Here is an 18,966-nt window from a genome sequence, read left to right as displayed (position 1 = left end):
GCAAGCCAGCTCCCACATTTGACCTCCGTGAGCAATAAGGCCGGTGTCATAACTCGTTCATCCCGTCATGCTTAAGTTTCCCTTTTGCTGCTCGAGAGGGAACCCGCATGAGCCACTTCAATCTCGGCCGCCGCCGCGTGATGCAAGCCGTTGGCGCCGGCCTGTTGCTGCCGGGCCTCGCGCCTGCGGTGATCGCCTCGGTCAAGGATCGCCCGCAACTCACCGACGGCGTGCAGTCCGGCGACCTGCTGGGCGACCGCGCGATGATCTGGAGCCGCAGCGACCGCCCGGCCCGGATGGTGGTGGAGTGGGACACCCGCAGCGTATTCAGCAACCCGCGCAAATTCGTCTCGCCCCTGGCCGACAGCCGCACCGATTTCACCGCCCGTGTCGAACTCACCGGCCTGCCCGTCGACCAGGCGATCTTCTACCGTGTGCACTTTGAAGATGCCCAGACAGGCGTGGCCAGCGAGCCCTGGTTCGGTCACCTGCGCAGCGTGCCGCAGCAGCGCCGGGATATCCGCTTTGTGTGGAGCGGCGACACCGTCGGCCAGGGCTTCGGCATCAACCCGGACATCGGCGGCATGCGCATCTACGAAGCCATGCGCCTGCGCCTGCCGGACTTCTTCATTCACAGCGGCGACACCATCTACGCCGACGGCCCGGTGCCCGCGCAACTGACCACCGAGGACGGACGCATCTGGCGCAACATCACCACTGAAGCCAAAAGCAAAGTCGCTGAAACCCTGAATGAATACCGGGGCAACTACCGCTACAACCTGATGGACGAGAACGTACGTCGCTTCAACGCCGAAGTGCCGCAGATCTGGCAGTGGGACGACCACGAGGTGATCAACAACTGGTCGCCGAGCAAGCAACTGGATGAACGCTACAAGACTCGCGACATCAATACCCTGGTAGGCCGTGCGCGCCAGGCCTGGCTGGAATATTCACCGATGCGCCGGCAAAGCGCCGACCAGGGCGGGCGGATTTATCGCAAGCTCGGCTACGGCCCGTTGCTGGATGTGTTTGTGCTGGACATGCGCAGCTATCGCGGGCCGAACGATGACAACCTTGGCGGTGAAAAACCGTTCCTTGGGCGTGAGCAACTGGACTGGCTCAAGCGCGAATTGAAGGCCTCCCAGGCGCAGTGGAAAGTCATCGCCGCCGACATGCCCATTGGCCTGGGCGTGCCCGACGGTGAGGTCAGCCCCGGCGTGCCGCGTTGGGAAGCGATCGCCAACGGCGACCCGGGCCCGGCCCAGGGGCGCGAGTTGGAAATTGCCGAATTGCTCGCGTTTCTGCGGGCGCAGCAGGTGCGTAATCACGTGTGGCTGACGGCGGATGTGCATTACTGCGCGGCCCATCATTACCATCCGGATCGGGCGGCGTTTCAGGATTTTGAGCCGTTCTGGGAGTTTGTCGCCGGGCCGTTGAATGCCGGGAGTTTCGGGCCTAATCCGCTGGATAAAACCTTTGGCCCGGAAGTGGTGTTCGAGAAGGCGCCGACGGTGCAGAACAGCTCGCCGTTTGCCGGGTTCCAGTTTTTTGGCGAGGTGCAGATTGACGGGCAGACGGCGGAGCTGACGGTGATTTTGCGGGACCTGGATGGGGTTTCGGTGTTTGAGCAGAAGCTGGCGCCAGTGTGATTGCAATGCAATCTACCTACTGAAGAAGAGCCAATGTGGGAGCGGGCTTGCTCGCGAAGGCGGTGTGTCAGTCAACAGATGTATGGACTGATCCACTGCCTTCGCGAGCAAGCCCGCTCCCACATTTTGACCGGTGTATCTTCAGGGGGTCAGTAAACATCCCGGCGGTAGCGGCCCTGCTCGATCAAGCGTTCGACGGCTTCGCTGCCCAGCACATCGTGTAGCACCTGATCCACACCCGCCGCCATCCCCTGCAAACTGCCGCAGACGTAAATCGCGGCGCCATCCGCCACCCATTTACGCAGCACATCCGCTGATTCGCGCAGGCGATCCTGCACGTAGATTTTCTCTGCCTGATCCCGGGAAAAGGCCAGGTCCAGTAGCGCCAGGTCACCGCTGGCCAGCCAGCCTTGCAGCTCGTCCTGGCAGTGGTAGTCATGGGCGATATTGCGTTCGCCAAACAGCAGCCAGTTGCGCTGCTGGCCGTCGGCAACCCGCGCCTTGAGCAGGCTGCGCAACCCGGCAAGGCCGGTGCCGTTGCCCAGCAGGATCATCGGGAGCGGCTCGGTCGGCAGATGGAAACCACTGTTGCGCCGCACTCGCAGGCTGATGGTCGAACCCAGCGGTGCATGTTCGGTCAACCAGCCGGAACCCACGCCCACGCTGCCATCGGGGTGACGCTCCTGGCGCACGATCAGCTCCAGCACACCGTCGCTGGCAATCGAGGCGATGGAGTATTCGCGCATGCCCAGCGGCACCAGTGCATTGACCAGCGCCTGGGCATGCAGGCCCACCAGGTGTGCGCGATTGTCCGGCAGTTGGCGGCCGGCCAGGGCCTGGTCGAGGGTGTGTGCAAGGCCGTCGACTACCACGCCCTCGTTGCCGGCCAGTCCCAGGCCTTCCAGGAAGTGTTCGATGGCCCATGGGCAATTGCGTGGCAGCACTTCCACCAGGTCGCCGGCCAGCCAGTCCCGGGGAGTTGGCGGGGTAAGCCCGAGCAAATAGACGCCGGAGCCACTGCTGTGCGGGTTGAGCAGGGTGCGTTGCTTCAGGGTCCAGTTTTCATAGGTCGCGCTGGCCCATGCCGCAGCGGGTGCATGGCCGGTCAGTTGGCCCAGTTGTTGTTGCCAGTGCAGCAATGCATCGGTGTCGCCGCTGTCGACTTCCACCGGGGCGAACAGCGGGTTGCCGCCCTGGTTGGTCAGCCAGAAATGCAGGCGCCGGGCGAAGCCGCAGAAGTGTTGGTACTGGCGATCACCCAGGGCCAACACCGAGTAGTTCAGGCCCTTGAGGGACAGGTCCTGGCCGAGCACGCTGCGCTCGAAACCGCGGGCGCTGTCCGGTGCCTCGCCGTCGCCGAAGGTGCTGACCACGAACAGCGCATGGCTCGATTGGCGCAAATCCTCTTCGCTGACGCTGCCCAGCGACTGCACGTTCACTGGCACGCCGGCGGCCTGCAACTGCCCGGCGGTCTGCCAGGCCAGTTGCTCGGCAAAGCCGCTCTGGCTGGCAAAGCCGATCAGCCAGGCCGGCGCGTCGCTGTGGTTGCCGGTCAGGCCTTTGCGGGCATCGCGCACCTGGCGTTTCTTGCGGCGGCGGTCCAGATACAGCAGCCAGCCGGTGATGAAGAACAGCGGCATCAGCAGCGCGCTGAACGTCAGGATGATCCGGCCGGGCAGGCCGAAGTAGCTGCCGGTGTGCAGCGCATAGATACTGGTCAGGATCTGCGCCTTGAAGCTTTTGCCGGCGTAGGTGTCATGGGATTTGACTTCACCGGTGCCCGGGTCGAGGTTGATCTGGTTCAGCGCGCGATCGTGGGGCGAGGTCTTCAGCAGGTAGTAGACGGTGGCGGGTTGGCCGGCGACCGCGGGCATGCGGATGTTGTAGCCGCTCAAGCCGGGGCCGGCGTTGCTGTAGATGCTGCTCCAGATCGCGGCGTAATTGGCCACCGGCGCAGGCCCTTCGGGGGCCGGGCCGCGCTTGCGTACGCGTTCGTTCTGCGGCGCGTCGGACAGCAGTCTGGTCATACCGTTGCTGTACCACTCGTAGGACCAGAACAGTCCGGTGAGTGCCGCCAGAAGATAGAACAGCAGGCACCAGGTGCCGAATACCGAGTGCAGGTCCCAGTTGAAACTGCGGCCTTTCTTGCGCCAGTCCACCGCCAGCCATGCACGCCAGCTTGCCACCTGGCGCGGCCAGCGCAGGTACAGGCCCGAAAGGCAGAAGAACACCAGGATCAGCGTGCAGGCGCCGGTGATTTGCCGGCCGGTGTCGCCGATGGCGAGGAAACGGTGCAGTTGCAGCACGAAGCCGAAGAAGTCCTGGCCGACGGCATCGCCCAGGTAGTCGCCGGTGTACGGGTCGAAGTAGCGCATCTGCCCGCGACGTTCACCGGGCGGTGGGGTGAACCAGACCTTGGCCGCGTTGGTGCTGTCGGGCTGCACCGTGAGCATCGACACGACTTTGCCTTCGCGGGCTTCCAGCAGGTGCACCAGTTCAGCGGGCGGCAGTACCCCGGCCGGACGCTTTTCCACCGTCAACACCGTCGGGTTCAGCAACTCGATGATTTCATCCTGGAACGACACCGTTGCGCCGGTGATCCCCATCAAGGCCAACACCAGCCCGGCGGTAATGCCGAAGAACCAATGCAACTGGAACAGGGTTTTCTTCAACACGTCGTACGGCCTCGTCATCAGGTTAGGTGTTTCACGGCGCGCATTATGCCGCGAGTTGTCGAGAAACATTCTTTTTTACACGCAAAAACCCCACGCATCCGATGCGTGGGGTTTCGTGCAGTCATTTGTATCGGTTTAGAAATGGAAACTGGTGGTCAGCAGGGCCGTACGACCGGCCGCCTGGTTGGCAAAATGCGAGGCATAGGCCTTGTCGTAGTAGGTCTTGTCGGTGAGGTTCTGCACGTTCAACTGCAGGTCGACGTTCTTGGTCAGCTTGTAGCTGGCCATGGCGTCGTAGCGGGTGTAGGACGGCACGTAGACGGTGTTGCCCGCATCGCCGTAGACCTCGTCGACATAGAACGCGCCGCCGCCGATGGTGAGCTTCGGTGTCACGTCATACGTCGTCCACAGGCTGAAGGTGTTCTTCGGCGTGTTGGGCATCTGGTTGCCTTTGTTCGAGCCGGCACTGACGACACCGTTACGACCGTTCAGGCCCGGGTCCACCAGTTCGCTTTTCAGGTAGCTGTAGCCGGCGAACACTTGCCATTGATCGGTCAGCTTGCCGCTGGCGGAAAGCTCCAGGCCGTCGACGCGTGATTCGCCACCGTTTTCATAGGTCAGCGCGTCCACCAGGATTCGCGTGTTTTTCTTCTCGGTGCGGAACACCGCGGCGGTCAGGGACAGGCGGTCGTGGAACATGTCCCACTTGGTGCCCAGCTCGTAGTTGACGGTCTCTTCCGGTTTCAGGTCGCTGGTGGCGGCGCCGGCAGACAGCGGGTTGCCGTCGGCGCCTTCACCTACCAGGCCGCCGGCCGGTGAGGCTGAGGTGGCGTAGGAGGCATAGATGCTGCCGTTTTCAACCGGCTTCCAGACCAGGCCCGCCTGCCAGTTGAAGAACTGGCTGTCGTTCTTGATCTTGCTGCGGGCCTTGACGGTGGCGGTCGGCACCGCATTGGTGTTGGCCACGGTGTCGAAGGTGTCGTAGCGCAGGCCGACGTTCAGCAGCCATTTCGGGTCCAGCTCGATGGTGTCGAACACATAGGCGGCGCGGCTGGTGGCCTTGGTGTTGGTGCCGTTGTAGTTGCGCGCAATGCTGCCGGTCCAGGCATCGTCCGGGTTCGGGTTGCCCAGCGAGGTGCACTGGCCGCCTTTGCCGGGCGCCGGGCAACCGGGGTTGCTGTTCGGGCTGACGGTGTAGCCGCTGTAGCGGGTTTCTTCGCCGGTGAATTCCAGCCCGGTGGAGTAGGTGTTCTTGAAGCCCAGCGCCTGGAAGCTGCCAAACAGATCGGTCTGGTTGGTGGTGGTCTCGGTGGTGGACACGCGGGTGTTCGCTCGGCGCCACACGGTGCCGAACTGGTTGACGTTGTGCTGGCTGTCGTCGGGTTGCGTGACGATATAGTCCTGGCCGGTGTTGCCGTGGCGCAGGGTGTTTTTCAGCGTCATGTTGTCGTTCAGGTCGTGCTCGATGGAGAACGTGCTGATGTCGGCGCGGGTCTTGCGGAAGTCGCGATCCTTGAGGCCGTAGAAGTTGTTGCTGTCGCCGCCGTCGGTTGGCTTGTCATGCACGTGGGCGGCTCTTGCGCCGCTGTTGCTGTAGCCATACGGAATGCCCGAATCCGGCAGGTCGTTGCTTTCCATGTGGTAGTAGCTGAAGTTGACTCGGGTCGGAGTGCCCAGGCCGAAGGTCAGCGACGGCGCCACGCCCCAGCGGTCGTAGTTGACGGCATCACGCCCGGCGACGTTCTGTTCGTGGCTCATCAGGTTCAGGCGGAAGGCCGCGCTGTCGAGGAACTGACGGTTGACGTCGAGCACATAGCGGCGGGTCTGGTCGGAGCCGTAGGTGAAGCCACCGTTGGTGAAGTCCCGCGCCTGTGGCGTCTTGCTCACCAGGTTGAGGCTGCCGCCGGCCGAGCCGCGGCCGCCGAATGACGAGTTGGGGCCTTTGCTGACTTCGATGGATTCGATGTCGAAGATCTCGCGGCTCTGGCCGCCCGTGTCGCGCACGCCGTCGAGGTAGGTATCGCCCTGGGCGTCGAAGCCGCGAATGAACGGACGGTCGCCCTGCGGGTTGCCGCCTTCACCGGCGCCGAAGGTAATCCCCGGCACGGTGCGCAAGGCGTCCTGCAACGAGGTGGCGGCGGTGTCCTTGAGCACTTGCTGCGGCACCACGGTGACCGAGCGCGGAGTATCTACCAGCGGCGCGGTGTACTTCTGCGAGGAGGCTTTTTCGACCTGGTAGGACGTGCTGTCCTGTTCCTGGCCGGTGATGCTGGTGGCTCCCAGGGAAATGCTGTTGCGCTCGCCTTTCTGCTCGGTGTCTTCAGCAGCTTGCGCCATTTGGGCGGCGGCGCTGGCGCTGATGGCAACGCCGATGGCCGAGGCCAGCAAACGTGGTGAACTGGCAGGTGTTTTTATCGAAGTGCGCGGCATGAGTGTGTCCTTTCCCCAAGGAGGTGAGGCCGCGGAATATAGGGAGAACAAGACTTCATATCAATTGCGATACATTACTATTCGCACTGAATTTACGTTCTTTACACTTTTTGCTTACGGTTTTGACGATCTCGTTCGTCCTTTGGGCGGGAGTAGGGTTGTACACAGTCAATAAGAATCACTACCATTGGCGTCTCACTGTTTTCAGGTAATGCCTCCATGTTGCTGCACATTCCCGGCCTGTTCTCTCGCGAGGAAGTGCTGCGCATCCGCGAAGCCCTGGCGCACACCGAGTGGGCCGACGGCAAAATCACTGCCGGGCACCAATCGGCCAAGGCCAAACACAACCTGCAACTGCCGGAAGGCCACCCGCTGGCAAAGGAAATCGGCGCGGCTATCCTCGATCGACTGTGGAAAAATCCGCTGTTCATGTCAGCGGCGTTACCGCACAAGGTCTTCCCGCCATTGCTCAACTGTTACACCGCCGGCGGCAGTTTCGACTTCCATATCGACAACGCCGTGCGCCAGTCCAAGGGCAGCCACGAGCGGGTGCGCACTGACCTTTCCTCCACCGTATTTTTCAGCGACCCCGACGACTACGACGGCGGCGAGCTGGAAATCCAGGACACCTTCGGCCTGCAGCGGGTCAAGTTGCCGGCGGGCGACATGGTGCTGTACCCCGGCTCCAGCCTGCACAAGGTCAACGCCGTGACCCGTGGCGCGCGCTACGCCTCGTTTTTCTGGACCCAAAGCCTGGTGCGCGAGGACAGCCAGCGCACCTTGCTGTTCGAGATGGACGGGGCGATCCAGCAACTGAGCCGCGACGTGCCCGACCACCCCGCGCTGATCCAGCTCACCGGCACCTATCACAACCTGCTGCGCCGCTGGGTTGAGGTCTGACCGTGGGCTTTTTATTGCGCCGTGAAGAAGTACTCAACGTTGAGCAATTGCAGAGCATGCTCGACGACTCCCCGGTGCGCGCCGCCCAGGCGATTTTGATCGCCGCGAAAGAGGGCGTGGTGTATGCCCAGGCGCTGCTCGGGCAAATCCTGCTGGAAGGGCGCGGCATCGAGCGCGATGAAGCACTGGCAGTGCGCTGGTTCCGCATCGCCGCCAAGGGCGGGCATTTGATGGCGCGCAATATGCTCGGGCGTTGCCTGGAGCATGGCTGGGGTTGCGAGGCGGATGCCGTGGCGGCGGCCCGGGAATATCGTCGGGCGGCCGAGGCCGGGCTGGATTGGGGTTTGTACAACTACGCCAACCTGCTGGCGACCGGGCGCGGGGTTGCCGAGGATCAAACCCAGGCGCTGGCGTGTTATCGACAGGCGGCGGAACTGGGCCATGCCAAGTCGATGAACCTGCTGGGGCGTTATCTGGAAGAAGGGCAGTACTGCCCGAGGGATCTGGAGGCGGCGGTGGCGTGGTATCGCCAGTCAGCAGAAGGCGGGGATTTTCGCGGGCAGTTCAGTTATGCGGCGGTGTTGGCGGACCGAGGCGAGATAGAAACGGCACTGGAATGGTTGCGCAAGGCACTGGCGGGCGGGAATTTGAAGTTCTTGCGGGTGGCGCACAAGGCGTTGTGTGCCGCCAATGAGCCGCAGATACGGGCAATGGCCGAGATCTATCAAGAGCATGCGATTGAACTTGATCGTTCCCACCCTCTGCGTGGAAATGCCGCCCTGGACGCCCTGCGTCCGCTCTAACGGCGTGACGCAGAGCGTCACCGGATGCGTTCCCACGCAGAGCGTGGGAACGATCAGGGCGTGCGTTTACAGGTAGAACGATTTCAACGGCGGGAAGCCATTGAATTCAACTGCGCTGTAGCTGGTGGTGTACGCACCGGTGGACAACCAGTACATCCGGTCACCAATCGCCAGGTTCAGCGGCAGGCCGTACTTGTAGTTCTCGTACATGATGTCGGCGCTGTCGCAGGTCGGGCCGGCGATGACCACTTCTTCCATCTCGCCTTTCTTCTCGGTCCAGATCGGGAACTTGATGGCTTCGTCCATGGTTTCGATCAGGCCGGAGAATTTGCCGACGTCGGTGTAGACCCAACGCTCGACGGCGGTGCGGGATTTACGCGCAACCAGTACCACTTCGCTGACCAGGATCCCGGCGTTGGCGATCAACGAACGGCCCGGCTCCAGGATGATTTCCGGCAGATCGTCACCGAAGTCTTCCTTGAGGAAGCGGATGATTTCCTCGGCGTAGGTTTCCAGGCTGTTGGTGCGGGTGATGTAGTTGGCCGGGAAGCCGCCGCCCATGTTGATCAGCTTCAGGTGGATGCCGTCTTCTTCCTTCAGGCGCTCGAAGATCACTTTGACCTTGGCGATCGCCGCGTCCCACACACTGATGTCACGCTGTTGCGAGCCGACGTGGAAGGAGATGCCGTAAGGCACCAGGCCCAGGTCGCGAGCGAGAATCAGCAGGTCCATGGCCATGTCGGTCTGGCAGCCGAATTTGCGCGACAGCGGCCAGTCGGCCGTGGTCGAGCCTTCGGTGAGGATACGTACATACACTTTCGAACCCGGGGCGGCCTTGGCGATGTTGCGCAGGTCGGCTTCGGAGTCGGTGGAGAACAGGCGCACGCCCTTCTCGTAGAAGTAGCGGATGTCCTTGGATTTCTTGATGGTGTTGCCGTAGCTGATACGGTCGGGGCTGACGCCGCGGTCCATGACCTTGTCCAGCTCGTAGATCGACGCGATGTCGAAGCTCGAACCCTTGTCCTTGAGCAGGTCGATGATCTCGACGGCCGGGTTGGCCTTGACGGCGTAATACACCTTGGCGAATTCGAAACCGGCGCGCAGGTCATCGTAGGCCTGGCTGATCATCGCGGTGTCGATCACCACGAACGGGGTTTCCTGGGTGTCGGCGAACGCCTTCATTTTGTCAAAAGTGGCGCGCGCGAAATAGTCTTCGACCTGGATCGACATGCTGGGAACTCCTACTGGCAAACTAGATTGATCAATGGGTGCAAATGAACGTCCTCCGTATCCCCACTTTGGTTCGCCTACTTCCCAAGGCATGTCGCCGAAAGCAAAAAGGCCATGGGATCAACCGCTTCCCTTGGCCTTGCTGTCTCGTCGTCAGTACTTGAGCCGGATGGATCGTTTCCAGCATGGACGTTCGGCGCGAACTTTAGGACGTGAGGGGCTATAGATCAACTAAAAATGTCGCGTTTTTGCACGCGTTCGTCGTGCGGCCGTGTGCAGCTACTTATGTAACCGACCGGTATGACGGATTGATGTTCCCCGGTAGGGGCAATTTGAGGTGTTGCGGGTACAGTGAAGATCCAATGTGGGAGCGGGCTTGCTCGCGAATGCGGTGTATCAGCCAATGCATCCGGTGACTGACACTCCGCCTTCGCGAGCAAGCCCGCTCCCACATTTTGACCGCTGTGTGTCAGGTCAGGCCAGTGCTGTCTCGGCAGGCGACACAATGCTGGTCTTGCCCCCACGGGACTTACCGGAACTCAGGTACTCGGCAATCGACTCCTGGGTCACTTCCCCGAGGAACACCCGCTCCGCATCCATCACCGGCAACCACGAGCGGTTGAACTCGTACATCCGCGACAGCAGGATGCGCAAATGCTCGTCATACGCCGCCGTGGCGTTGAATTCCCGCAGGTACTGGCCGCAGGTACCGGTCTGACGATGCAGGTCGCGACGTCGCACATAACCCAGGGCCTTGTTCTCGGCATCGGTGACCACCACGTAGCGACGGTCCAACTCATCCATCTGCTCCAGGGCATCCGCCACCGGGGTTTCCGGGCTGACCGACGGCGCGTTGTCCGCCGCATCTTCAGCCTTCACCAGCAGCAGGCGCTTGAGGGTGCTGTCCTGGCCAACGAAGTTGCTGACGAATTCGTCGGCAGGGTGGGCCAGCAGGGTGTCCGGGTGGTCGATCTGCAGCAGCTTGCCGGCGCGGAAGATCGCGATCTTGTCACCCAGCTTGATGGCTTCGTCGATGTCGTGGCTGACCATGATCACGGTCTTGTTCAGCGCGCGCTGCATCTCGAAAAACTCGTTCTGGATCATCTCGCGGTTGATCGGGTCGACCGCGCCGAACGGCTCATCCATCAGCAGCAACGGTGCATCCGCCGCCAGGGCGCGGATCACGCCGATCCGCTGTTGCTGGCCGCCGGACAGTTCACGCGGGTAGCGATGCAGGTACTGCTTGGGTTCGAGCTTGATCATGCTCATCAACTCGCGGGCGCGGTCGTGGCATTTCTGCTTGTCCCAGCCCAGCAGCTTGGGCACCACCACGATGTTCTCTTCGATGGTCATGTTCGGGAACAGACCGATCTGCTGGATCACGTAGCCGATGTTGCGACGCAGGGTCACTTCGTCGAGGTCGGTGGTGTCTTCGCCGTTGATCAGGATCTTGCCGGAGGTCGGCTTGATCAGGCGGTTGATCATCTTCAGCGTGGTGCTCTTGCCGCAGCCCGAGGGGCCGAGGAATACGCAAATTTCGCCTTCGTTGACGGTCAGGCTTACGGAATCAACGGCGGTGATGGTCTTGCCGTTGCTTTGGAAGGTCTTGGTCAGGTTTTGAAGTTCGATCATTTGAGCAGTCCTTTTGGAGTCAGCGTGCGTTGCAGCCATTGCAGAAGCAGGTCGGCGAAGATGGCCAGGAGACTGACCAGCACGGCGCCAACGATCAGCATCGACATGTCGCTGCGGCTGATGGAAGCCAGAATAAGTACACCCAGGCCACCGGCGCCGATGGTGGCGGCGATGGTCATCACACCAATGTTCATGACGACGGCGGTGCGCACACCGGCGAGGATCACCGGTACGGCAATCGGCAGCTCGACCATGCGCAAGCGCTGGCCGAAGGTCATGCCGATGCCTTTGGCGGCCTCGCGAATGCCTGGCTCAACGCCGGTGAGGGCGAGGTAGGTGTTACGCATGATGGGCAACAGGGAATAGAGGAACACGGCGGTGATCGCCGGCATTGGCCCCAGGCCCTGGCCGAACTTGGAGTAGAACGGCAGCAGCAGGCCGAACAGCGCAATCGACGGCACGGTCAGCAACACCGTGGCACTGGCTTGCAATGGGCCGGCGAGCGTCGGGAAGCGGGTCATCAGCACGCCCAGGGGCACGCCGACGACGATTGCGAGGATCACTGCAATGCCGACCAGGGTGATGTGCTGCCAGGTCAGGTGCAGGACTTGGGCCCAATCAAGATGGGAAAAGGCGTTCAGGAATTCCATGTCTTCTCCTCTTAGTTGATCGGATGCTGGCGCAGGAAATCTGCGGCCACGGCGGACGGGCTTTCGTGGTCGACGTCGACCCGCGCGTTCAGCTGGCGCATGGTTTCGTCGTCGAACAGCGCAGCCAGTGGCTTGAGATCAGCGGCCAGTTGCGGATGGGCATCGAGGTAAACCTGACGCACCACCGGCGCGGCGGTGTAGTCCGGGAAGTAGTGCTTGTCGTCTTCCAGCAGCTTCAATTTGAAGGCGTTCAGGCGACCGTCGGTGGTGTAGACCAAGCCGGCAAACACCTGGCCATTACGCAGCGCGGTGTACACCAGGCCGGCGTCCATCTGCCGGGTGTTCTTGCGGGTCAGGTTCATGTCGTACAGCTTGACCATGCCGGCCATGCCGTCGGAACGGTTGGCGAACTCGGTGTCCAGGGCCACCAGGCGGTTTTCCTTGGTTTTCTCGGCCAGTGCCGCGGTCAGGTCGCTGATGCTGTTGATCTGCGGGAATTCCTTGGCCACGTTCTCTGGCAGGGCCAGGGCGTAGGTGTTGCTGAATTTCGACGGGGAGAGCCAGACCAGGCCTTTTTTCGCGTCGAGTTCTTTCACTCGGGCGTAGGACTGTTCGCTGTCGAGCTTCTCGTCGACGTGGTTGTAGGCCACCAGCGACACGCCGGTGTATTCCCAGATCAGGTCCAGTTGCCCGCTTTCCTGGGCACTGCGTGCCAGGTTGCTGCCCAGGCCGCCGGTCACACGGGTGTCGTAACCCTTGGTGCGCAGGTACTGGGAGGTGATTTCGGCGAGCAGGGTCTGTTCAGTGAACACCCGGGCACCGATGCGGATGACCGGTTTTTCAGCGGCTTGCGCAAACCCTGCGAACAGCAGGACGCAGCTCAATATCAATGTCAGTTTTTTCATGTGAATTCCTGTTTCAGGCCCAAGACGGGGCCAAAGCCTTAAGACGGACGCAACCCGCGTTCCAGCCAAAGGCGGCTGGCCATGGTCACCAGACCGTCGAGCAGCAAGGCCAGCAGCGCGGTGCATGCGGCGCCGAGCAGCAGTTGCGGCTGATTGTTCAGGGCGATGCCGGGGAAGATCAGGCTGCCCAGGCTGTTGGCGCCAATCAGGAACGCCAGGGGCGCGGTACCGACGTTGATCGCCAGGGCCACGCGTACACCACCGATGATGATCGGCACGGCGTTGGGCAATTCCACGCGAAACAGCACCTGGCGCGGCGTCATGCCGATGCCGACGGCGGCTTCTTTCAGGGAACCTTGAACGTTTTTCAGGCCTTCATAGGTGTTGCGCACGATGGGCAGCAACGAGGCGAGGAACAGCGCGAAGATCGCGGGGCCGCTGCCGATGCCAAGGACACCGAGGGCGATGGCCAGTACGGCCAGGGGAGGGACGGTATTGCCGATGTTGAAGATCTGCATGAAGCGTTCTGCGCGCCCGACCATGTTGGGTCGGCTCAGCAGGATACCGGCGGGAATCCCTACGATCAGGGCGGCCAGCATCGAAACAAGGACGAGGATCAAGTGAGCTTGCAGGTAAAACAACAAATCGTCGCGGTACAGTTCGATCGTGTTGATGCCGATCCAGTGGACCAGCAGGGCCAGGAGAGCGACGACAACCGCTCCTCCTATCAGCCCTTTGCCATAGCGAATAGCCACAGGCGGACTCCTTTTTTCTTTTGTCGGCGAACACATTTCCGAGCGGCAATGCCATTCCTGGCTGTCGGCGAATGTGGTCGCGAATAGCAGCTCGCCCCTACCGGCAACGCGGTATGCGGTCGAGCCATGAGCGCAGCCTCGTCAGGCTAACTTGCTGATTTTTCAGCCCCTGTTACGAGTGCGATAACAGGGGAGTGGACGTCTCTACCTTTTAAAAGGTTCCATACTTGGCAGCAATTAGCCACCCCCAATGGGGTGAACGGTGGTCCGTCACCCCGGGTTTGCGCTATACTCGCCGCCCTTTTTTGACTCACCTGCCAGGCGATTTCCCATGACCCACCAGGCCGCCGAAGTCGCGAAACGCCGCACTTTCGCCATTATTTCCCACCCCGATGCCGGTAAAACCACCATCACCGAAAAGCTGTTGCTGATGGGCAAGGCGATCGCGGTGGCCGGCACGGTGAAATCCCGTAAATCCGACCGCCATGCCACCTCCGACTGGATGGAAATGGAAAAACAGCGCGGTATTTCCATTACCACGTCGGTCATGCAGTTCCCGTATCGCGATCACATGATCAACCTCCTCGACACCCCGGGCCACGAAGACTTCTCCGAAGACACCTACCGCACCCTGACGGCGGTGGACTCGGCACTGATGGTCCTCGACGGCGGTAAAGGCGTCGAGCCGCGCACCATCGCGCTGATGGACGTGTGCCGCCTGCGGGACACGCCGATTGTCAGCTTTATCAACAAACTCGACCGTGACATCCGCGACCCGATCGAACTGCTGGACGAAATCGAAGCCGTCCTGAAGATCAAGGCCGCGCCGATCACCTGGCCGATTGGTTGCTACCGCGACTTCAAGGGCGTGTACCACCTGGCCGACGACTACATCATTGTGTACACCGCTGGCCACGGCCACGAACGTACCGATGTGAAAATCATCGAGAAGCTCGACTCCGACGAAGCCCGCGCCCACCTGGGTGACGAGTACGACCGGTTTGTCGACCAGCTGGAACTGGTGCAGGGCGCCTGCCACGAGTTCAACCAGCAGGAATTCCTCGACGGCCAGCTGACGCCGGTGTTCTTCGGTACCGCCCTGGGCAACTTCGGTGTCGACCACGTGCTGGATGCCGTGGTCAATTGGGCCCCCAAGCCGCTGGCCCGGGTTGCCAACGAGCGTACCGTGGAGCCTGTGGAAGAGAAATTCGCCGGCTTCGTGTTCAAGATCCAGGCGAACATGGACCCCAAGCACCGCGACCGTATCGCCTTCATGCGTATCTGCTCCGGCAAATACGAAAAAGGCATGAAGATGCGCCACGTGCGTACCGGCAAGGACGTGCGCATCGGCGACGCCCTGACCTTTTTCTCCTCCGAGCGTGAGCAACTGGAAGAAGCGTATGCCGGCGATATCATCGGCTTGCACAACCACGGCACCATCCAGATCGGTGACACCTTCACCGAAGGCGAAGTGCTGGGCTTCACCGGTATCCCGCACTTCGCCCCGGAACTGTTCCGCCGCGTACGCCTGCGTGACCCGCTGAAATCCAAGCAACTGCGCCAAGGTTTGCAGCAGTTGGCGGAAGAGGGTGCCACCCAGGTGTTCTTCCCGGAGCGCAGCAACGACATCATCCTCGGCGCCGTCGGTGTGCTGCAGTTCGATGTAGTGGCCAGTCGCCTGAAAGAGGAATACAAGGTGGAATGCTCCTATGAGCCGATCACCGTGTACTCCGCGCGCTGGATCGACTGCAGCGATAAGAAGAAGCTGGAAGAGTTCAAGATCAAGGCCGTGGAAAACCTGGCGATCGACGGCGGTGGTCACCTGACCTACCTGGCCCCAACCCGGGTCAACCTGGCGCTGATGGAAGAGCGCTGGCCGGATGTGAAATTCCGCGCGACCCGTGAGCATCACTAAGGGTTAGCGATATAAGAGAGGGCGAAGCTGTGATGGCTTCGCCTTTTTCTTTGGCTGCTATTCAGGTTGTTTCATTGGCGAAAACTTCAGTTCGGGACTAGTTTGAAGCAAGGCGACGGCGGACAGCTGTCGTACGCAGTTCAACTCCTGACTGGGCGGAATTCGACCATGAGTATCTTTCAACGTGTGGTGCTGTTGCTCAAAGTGCTGGTGATGATGTCATTGGGCATGTCTGCCGCGTGGGCCAATACGGCTGTGCAAAGCCATGGCACGGGGTTTGTGGCGGCGAAGACGGTGCAGGCGGGTGGCTTGCAGTTGGCCAAGAGTGAATCCGAGCCCGGTGACGAAAACCAGGGCGGTTCCAAGGACGATGACGATGCCGAGAACCCGGACAATGATGGCGAAGACAGCGACACCTACAACGATGGCGACAGCGATACATAAGTAACGCAGGCAAAAGAAAGCCCCGCTTGCCGAACAGATGCGCTATCCGACAAGCAGGGCTGTAGAACACTGGAATGCTCTGGACTCACCCTCCAGAGCATTTTTTTGCACGTCAGACCACAAATTGCTCCGCGTAGTGGCAAGCCACCTGACGGTTGTCCAGAGGTCGCAGCACCGGTTCATCGGTGCTGCACAGCTGGGTCGCGTACGGGCAGCGCTTGTGGAAGGCGCAGCCGGATGGCGGGTTCAACGGGTTGGGCAACTCGCCGACGATTTTGATCTTCGGTTTGTTCGGGTCCGGATGAATGGTCGGGGTCGCCGACAGCAACGCCTGGGTGTACGGGTGCAGCGGGCGTGCGTAGATGTCTTCCTTTGGACCGACTTCCACCGGGCGGCCGAGGTACATCACCATTACGTCGTCGGCGACGTGCTGCACCACCGCGAGGTTGTGGGAGATGAACACGTAGGCGGTGTTGAATTCCTGCTGCAGGTCCATGAACAGGTTCAGCACCTGGGCCTGGATCGATACGTCGAGGGCCGAGGTCGGTTCGTCCGCTACCAGCACCTTGGGTTGCAGCATCATCGCCCGCGCCAGTGCGATCCGCTGGCGCTGGCCGCCGGAGAACATGTGCGGGTAGCGCTGATAATGCTCAGGGCGCAGGCCCACTTGCTTCATCATCGCCTGGACCTTTTCCCGGCGCTCGGCGGCAGACAGGTTGGTGTTGATCAGCAGCGGCTCGCCCAGTTGGTCGCCGACCTTCTGGCGCGGGTTCAGCGAGGCGTAAGGGCTCTGGAACACCATCTGCACGTCTTTGCGCAGTTGCTTGCGCTGGGCCTTGTCGGCACCGGCGACTTCTTGCCCGGCGATTTTCAGCGAGCCGGAAGACGGCTCTTCAATCAGGGTCAGGGCGCGGGCCAGGGTGGATTTGCCGCAACCGGACTCGCCTACGACCGCGAGGGTCTTGCCGGCTTCCAGTTCGAACGACACACCGTTGAGTGCGCGCACCAGGGCATGGCCCTTGAACAGGCCACGGGACACTTCGTAGTGACGGGTCAGGTCGCGGGCGGTAAGTACGACGGCCATTACGCCACCTCCTGATTCAGCGGGTAGAAGCAGCGGGCAAGGCTGTTGCTTTTCGGGTCAAGGCCCGGGCGTTGGGCGCGGCAGGACTCCTGCACATACGGGCACCGCGGCGACAGCAGGCAACCCTGCGGGCGGTCATAACGGCCGGGAACGATACCCGGCAGCGTGGCCAGGCGCGTGGCGCCGAGGCTGTGCTCGGGGATCGCCTTGAGCAACGCTTCGCTGTACGGGTGCGCCGGGATGTCGAACAACTGAGGCACCTGGCCGACTTCCACGGCCTGGCCGGCATACATCACGCACACGCGCTGGGCGGTTTCAGCCACTACCGCGAGGTCGTGGGTGATCAGCACCAGGCCCATGTTCTGCTCTTTCTGCAAGGCCAGCAGCAGGTCCATGATCTGGGCCTGGATGGTTACGTCGAGGGCGGTGGTCGGTTCATCGGCGATCAGCAGTTTCGGCTCGCCGGCAATCGCCATGGCGATGGCCACACGCTGGCTCATACCACCGGACAACTGGTGCGGGTAGGCATCCATACGGCTGGCTGCGCCCGGGATTTCCACCTTTTCGAGCAGTTCGATGGCACGCTTGCGCGCTTGCTTGCCGGACATTTTCAAATGCAGGCGCAGCACTTCTTCGATCTGGAAACCCACGGTGTAGCTGGGGTTCAGGGCGGTCATCGGGTCCTGGAACACCATCGCCAGGTCTTTGCCGACGATCTGCCGACGCTGGCGGTTGCTCAGCTTGAGCATGTCCTTGCCGTCGAAGTTCAGGGCGTCGGCGGTGACGATACCGGGGTGCTCGATCAGGCCCATCAGCGCCATCATGGTCACGGATTTACCCGAACCCGACTCGCCAACGATCGCCAGTACTTCACCTTTGTCGACGGAGATGTCGAGGCCATCGACCACCGGCACGGCGGTCTTGTCGCCGAAGCGGACATTGAGATTCTTGATTTCTAGCAGTGACATGGGAATCTCCTCAGGCGGCGTTCTTGAGTTTCGGGTCCAGCGCATCGCGCAGGCCGTCGCCCATCAGGTTGATTGCCAGCACGCTGAGCAAAATGGTCAAGCCAGGCAGGCTCACGACCCACCAGGCGCGTTCGATATAGTCGCGGGCCGAGGCCAGCATGGTGCCCCACTCAGGGGTTGGCGGTTGTACGCCAAGGCCCAGGAAGCCCAGGGCGGCAGCATCGAGAATCGCCGAGGAGAAACTCAGGGTGGCCTGAACGATCAGCGGCGCCATGCAGTTCGGCAGCACGGTGACGAACATCAGGCGCGGCAGGCCGGCGCCGGCGAGGCGGGCGGCAGTCACGTAGTCACGGTTCAGTTCGCCCATCACCGCAGCGCGGGTCAGACGGACATAGGACGGCAGCGACACGATCGCGATCGCAATCACGGTGTTGATCAGGCCAGGGCCGAGGATCGCGACAATCGCCACAGCCAGCAGCAGCGACGGCAGGGCCAGCATAATGTCCATCAGGCGCATGATGGTCGGGCCGAGCAGGCGCGGGAAGAAACCGGCGAACAGGCCCAGCAGGATCCCCGGGATTAGCGACATCACCACCGACGACAAGCCGATCAACAGCGACAGGCGCGAACCCTGGATCAGGCGCGACAGCAGGTCACGGCCCAGTTCATCGGTGCCCAGCAGGAACTGGATCTGCCCACCTTCCAGCCAGGCCGGAGGGGTCAGCAGGAAGTCACGGTATTGCTCGCTCGGGTTATGCGGGGCCACCCAAGGGGCGAACAGCGCGCAAAACACCACCAGCAACATGAACAGCAGGCCGGCAACGGCGCCCTTGTTCTTGGAAAAGGCTTGCCAGAATTCTTTGTACGGGGACGGGTACAGCAGGCTTTGATCGACTGCTACCGCGGGAGTAGGTGTGGTCATGGTC

The 18,966-nt window shown here is 61.7% G+C and carries 15 protein-coding genes; 5 read left to right on the top strand and 10 right to left on the bottom strand.

The window, feature by feature from the left end; all coding sequences use genetic code 11:
* Nucleotides 1-107 precede the first annotated feature (107 nt).
* Nucleotides 108-1,649 (top strand): alkaline phosphatase, encoded by a 1,542-nt coding sequence (locus tag C0058_RS27805; protein ID WP_008437279.1) that lies wholly within the window; start codon nt 108-110, stop codon nt 1,647-1,649.
* Nucleotides 1,650-1,798: 149 nt separating this feature from the next.
* Here the strand turns inward: C0058_RS27805 and C0058_RS27800 are convergent, their stop codons facing one another.
* Both C0058_RS27800 and C0058_RS27795 read right to left on the bottom strand, forming a co-directional pair.
* On the bottom strand, nt 1,799-4,324 hold the full coding sequence (locus tag C0058_RS27800) for a sulfite reductase flavoprotein subunit alpha (RefSeq protein WP_102370303.1): 2,526 nt from the start codon (nt 4,322-4,324) through the stop codon (nt 1,799-1,801).
* A 135-nt stretch (nt 4,325-4,459) separates the two neighbouring features.
* On the bottom strand, nt 4,460-6,754 hold the full coding sequence (locus C0058_RS27795; protein WP_087694615.1) for a TonB-dependent siderophore receptor: 2,295 nt from the start codon (nt 6,752-6,754) through the stop codon (nt 4,460-4,462).
* A 219-nt stretch (nt 6,755-6,973) separates the two neighbouring features.
* On the opposite strand from C0058_RS27795, the gene C0058_RS27790 reads away from it, so the two are divergent.
* Together C0058_RS27790 and C0058_RS27785 are read left to right on the top strand one after the other, a co-directional pair.
* Nucleotides 6,974-7,654, top strand: a complete 681-nt coding sequence (locus tag C0058_RS27790; RefSeq protein ID WP_008437276.1) for a Fe2+-dependent dioxygenase — start codon at nt 6,974-6,976, stop codon at nt 7,652-7,654.
* Between the two features lie 2 nt (nt 7,655-7,656).
* On the top strand, nt 7,657-8,457 hold the full coding sequence (locus tag C0058_RS27785) for a tetratricopeptide repeat protein (RefSeq protein ID WP_102369917.1): 801 nt from the start codon (nt 7,657-7,659) through the stop codon (nt 8,455-8,457).
* A gap of 66 nt (nt 8,458-8,523) precedes the next feature.
* On the opposite strand, the gene C0058_RS27780 is transcribed toward C0058_RS27785, so the two are convergent.
* The 5 genes from C0058_RS27780 to C0058_RS27755 all read right to left on the bottom strand — a co-directional run bounded on the left by C0058_RS27780 (nt 8,524) and on the right by C0058_RS27755 (nt 13,665).
* The gene (locus tag C0058_RS27780) at nt 8,524-9,687 is read right to left on the bottom strand and encodes a type III PLP-dependent enzyme (RefSeq protein WP_003215969.1); all 1,164 of its coding nucleotides are present in this window, start codon (nt 9,685-9,687) and stop codon (nt 8,524-8,526) included.
* Nucleotides 9,688-10,161: 474 nt separating this feature from the next.
* Nucleotides 10,162-11,319, bottom strand: coding sequence for a betaine/proline/choline family ABC transporter ATP-binding protein (locus C0058_RS27770; RefSeq protein ID WP_008437274.1), 1,158 nt, complete (start codon nt 11,317-11,319; stop codon nt 10,162-10,164).
* Nucleotides 11,316-11,969: an ABC transporter permease gene (locus tag C0058_RS27765; RefSeq protein ID WP_003215973.1), complete on the bottom strand. Its 654-nt coding sequence runs from the start codon at nt 11,967-11,969 to the stop codon at nt 11,316-11,318. The genes C0058_RS27770 and C0058_RS27765 overlap by 4 nt, the downstream gene beginning before the upstream one ends.
* An 11-nt stretch (nt 11,970-11,980) precedes the next feature.
* Nucleotides 11,981-12,874, bottom strand: coding sequence for a glycine betaine ABC transporter substrate-binding protein (locus C0058_RS27760; RefSeq protein WP_003215975.1), 894 nt, complete (start codon nt 12,872-12,874; stop codon nt 11,981-11,983).
* A 38-nt stretch (nt 12,875-12,912) separates the two neighbouring features.
* Nucleotides 12,913-13,665, bottom strand: coding sequence for an ABC transporter permease (locus C0058_RS27755; protein WP_233092015.1), 753 nt, complete (start codon nt 13,663-13,665; stop codon nt 12,913-12,915).
* Nucleotides 13,666-13,960: 295 nt separating this feature from the next.
* Between C0058_RS27755 and C0058_RS27750 the strand changes: the two genes are divergently transcribed.
* Complete coding sequence (locus tag C0058_RS27750) at nt 13,961-15,544, top strand: peptide chain release factor 3 (RefSeq protein ID WP_003215978.1); 1,584 nt, start codon at nt 13,961-13,963, stop codon at nt 15,542-15,544.
* A gap of 168 nt (nt 15,545-15,712) precedes the next feature.
* Complete coding sequence (locus C0058_RS27745; protein ID WP_003215984.1) at nt 15,713-15,988, top strand: hypothetical protein; 276 nt, start codon at nt 15,713-15,715, stop codon at nt 15,986-15,988.
* A 112-nt stretch (nt 15,989-16,100) separates the two neighbouring features.
* Here C0058_RS27745 and C0058_RS27740 read toward each other — a convergent pair whose 3' ends face one another.
* Genes C0058_RS27740 through C0058_RS27730 form a run of 3 tightly spaced genes read right to left on the bottom strand, consistent with a single transcriptional unit; the run spans nt 16,101 to nt 18,962 of the window.
* On the bottom strand, nt 16,101-17,072 hold the full coding sequence (locus C0058_RS27740) for a peptide ABC transporter ATP-binding protein (protein WP_003215987.1): 972 nt from the start codon (nt 17,070-17,072) through the stop codon (nt 16,101-16,103).
* Complete coding sequence (locus C0058_RS27735; RefSeq protein ID WP_008437263.1) at nt 17,072-18,040, bottom strand: ABC transporter ATP-binding protein; 969 nt, start codon at nt 18,038-18,040, stop codon at nt 17,072-17,074. The genes C0058_RS27740 and C0058_RS27735 overlap by 1 nt, the downstream gene beginning before the upstream one ends.
* A 10-nt stretch (nt 18,041-18,050) precedes the next feature.
* Complete coding sequence (locus C0058_RS27730) at nt 18,051-18,962, bottom strand: ABC transporter permease subunit (protein ID WP_003215991.1); 912 nt, start codon at nt 18,960-18,962, stop codon at nt 18,051-18,053.
* Nucleotides 18,963-18,966: the final 4 nt, after the last annotated feature.

Origin of the sequence: Pseudomonas sp. NC02, assembly GCF_002874965.1 — a bacterium.
GTDB lineage: Bacteria > Pseudomonadota > Gammaproteobacteria > Pseudomonadales > Pseudomonadaceae > Aquipseudomonas.
The sequence above is the reverse complement of the archived record's forward strand: the minus strand, read 5'-3'. Positions and strand labels throughout refer to the sequence as shown.

What these genes read in the sequence shown, in the direction of transcription:
- C0058_RS27760 (WP_003215975.1), bottom strand. Translation starts at nt 12,874, where the DNA reads ATGAAAAAACTGACATTGATATTGAGCTGCGTCCTGCTGTTCGCAGGG.
- C0058_RS27780 (WP_003215969.1), bottom strand. Translation starts at nt 9,687, where the DNA reads ATGTCGATCCAGGTCGAAGACTATTTCGCGCGCGCCACTTTTGACAAA.
- C0058_RS27805 (WP_008437279.1), top strand. Translation starts at nt 108, where the DNA reads ATGAGCCACTTCAATCTCGGCCGCCGCCGCGTGATGCAAGCCGTTGGC.
- C0058_RS27730 (WP_003215991.1), bottom strand. Translation starts at nt 18,962, where the DNA reads ATGACCACACCTACTCCCGCGGTAGCAGTCGATCAAAGCCTGCTGTAC.
- C0058_RS27740 (WP_003215987.1), bottom strand. Translation starts at nt 17,072, where the DNA reads ATGGCCGTCGTACTTACCGCCCGCGACCTGACCCGTCACTACGAAGTG.
- C0058_RS27755 (WP_233092015.1), bottom strand. Translation starts at nt 13,665, where the DNA reads ATGTGTTCGCCGACAAAAGAAAAAAGGAGTCCGCCTGTGGCTATTCGC.
- C0058_RS27770 (WP_008437274.1), bottom strand. Translation starts at nt 11,319, where the DNA reads ATGATCGAACTTCAAAACCTGACCAAGACCTTCCAAAGCAACGGCAAG.
- C0058_RS27750 (WP_003215978.1), top strand. Translation starts at nt 13,961, where the DNA reads ATGACCCACCAGGCCGCCGAAGTCGCGAAACGCCGCACTTTCGCCATT.
- C0058_RS27790 (WP_008437276.1), top strand. Translation starts at nt 6,974, where the DNA reads ATGTTGCTGCACATTCCCGGCCTGTTCTCTCGCGAGGAAGTGCTGCGC.
- C0058_RS27795 (WP_087694615.1), bottom strand. Translation starts at nt 6,754, where the DNA reads ATGCCGCGCACTTCGATAAAAACACCTGCCAGTTCACCACGTTTGCTG.
- C0058_RS27765 (WP_003215973.1), bottom strand. Translation starts at nt 11,969, where the DNA reads ATGGAATTCCTGAACGCCTTTTCCCATCTTGATTGGGCCCAAGTCCTG.
- C0058_RS27735 (WP_008437263.1), bottom strand. Translation starts at nt 18,040, where the DNA reads ATGTCACTGCTAGAAATCAAGAATCTCAATGTCCGCTTCGGCGACAAG.
- C0058_RS27745 (WP_003215984.1), top strand. Translation starts at nt 15,713, where the DNA reads ATGAGTATCTTTCAACGTGTGGTGCTGTTGCTCAAAGTGCTGGTGATG.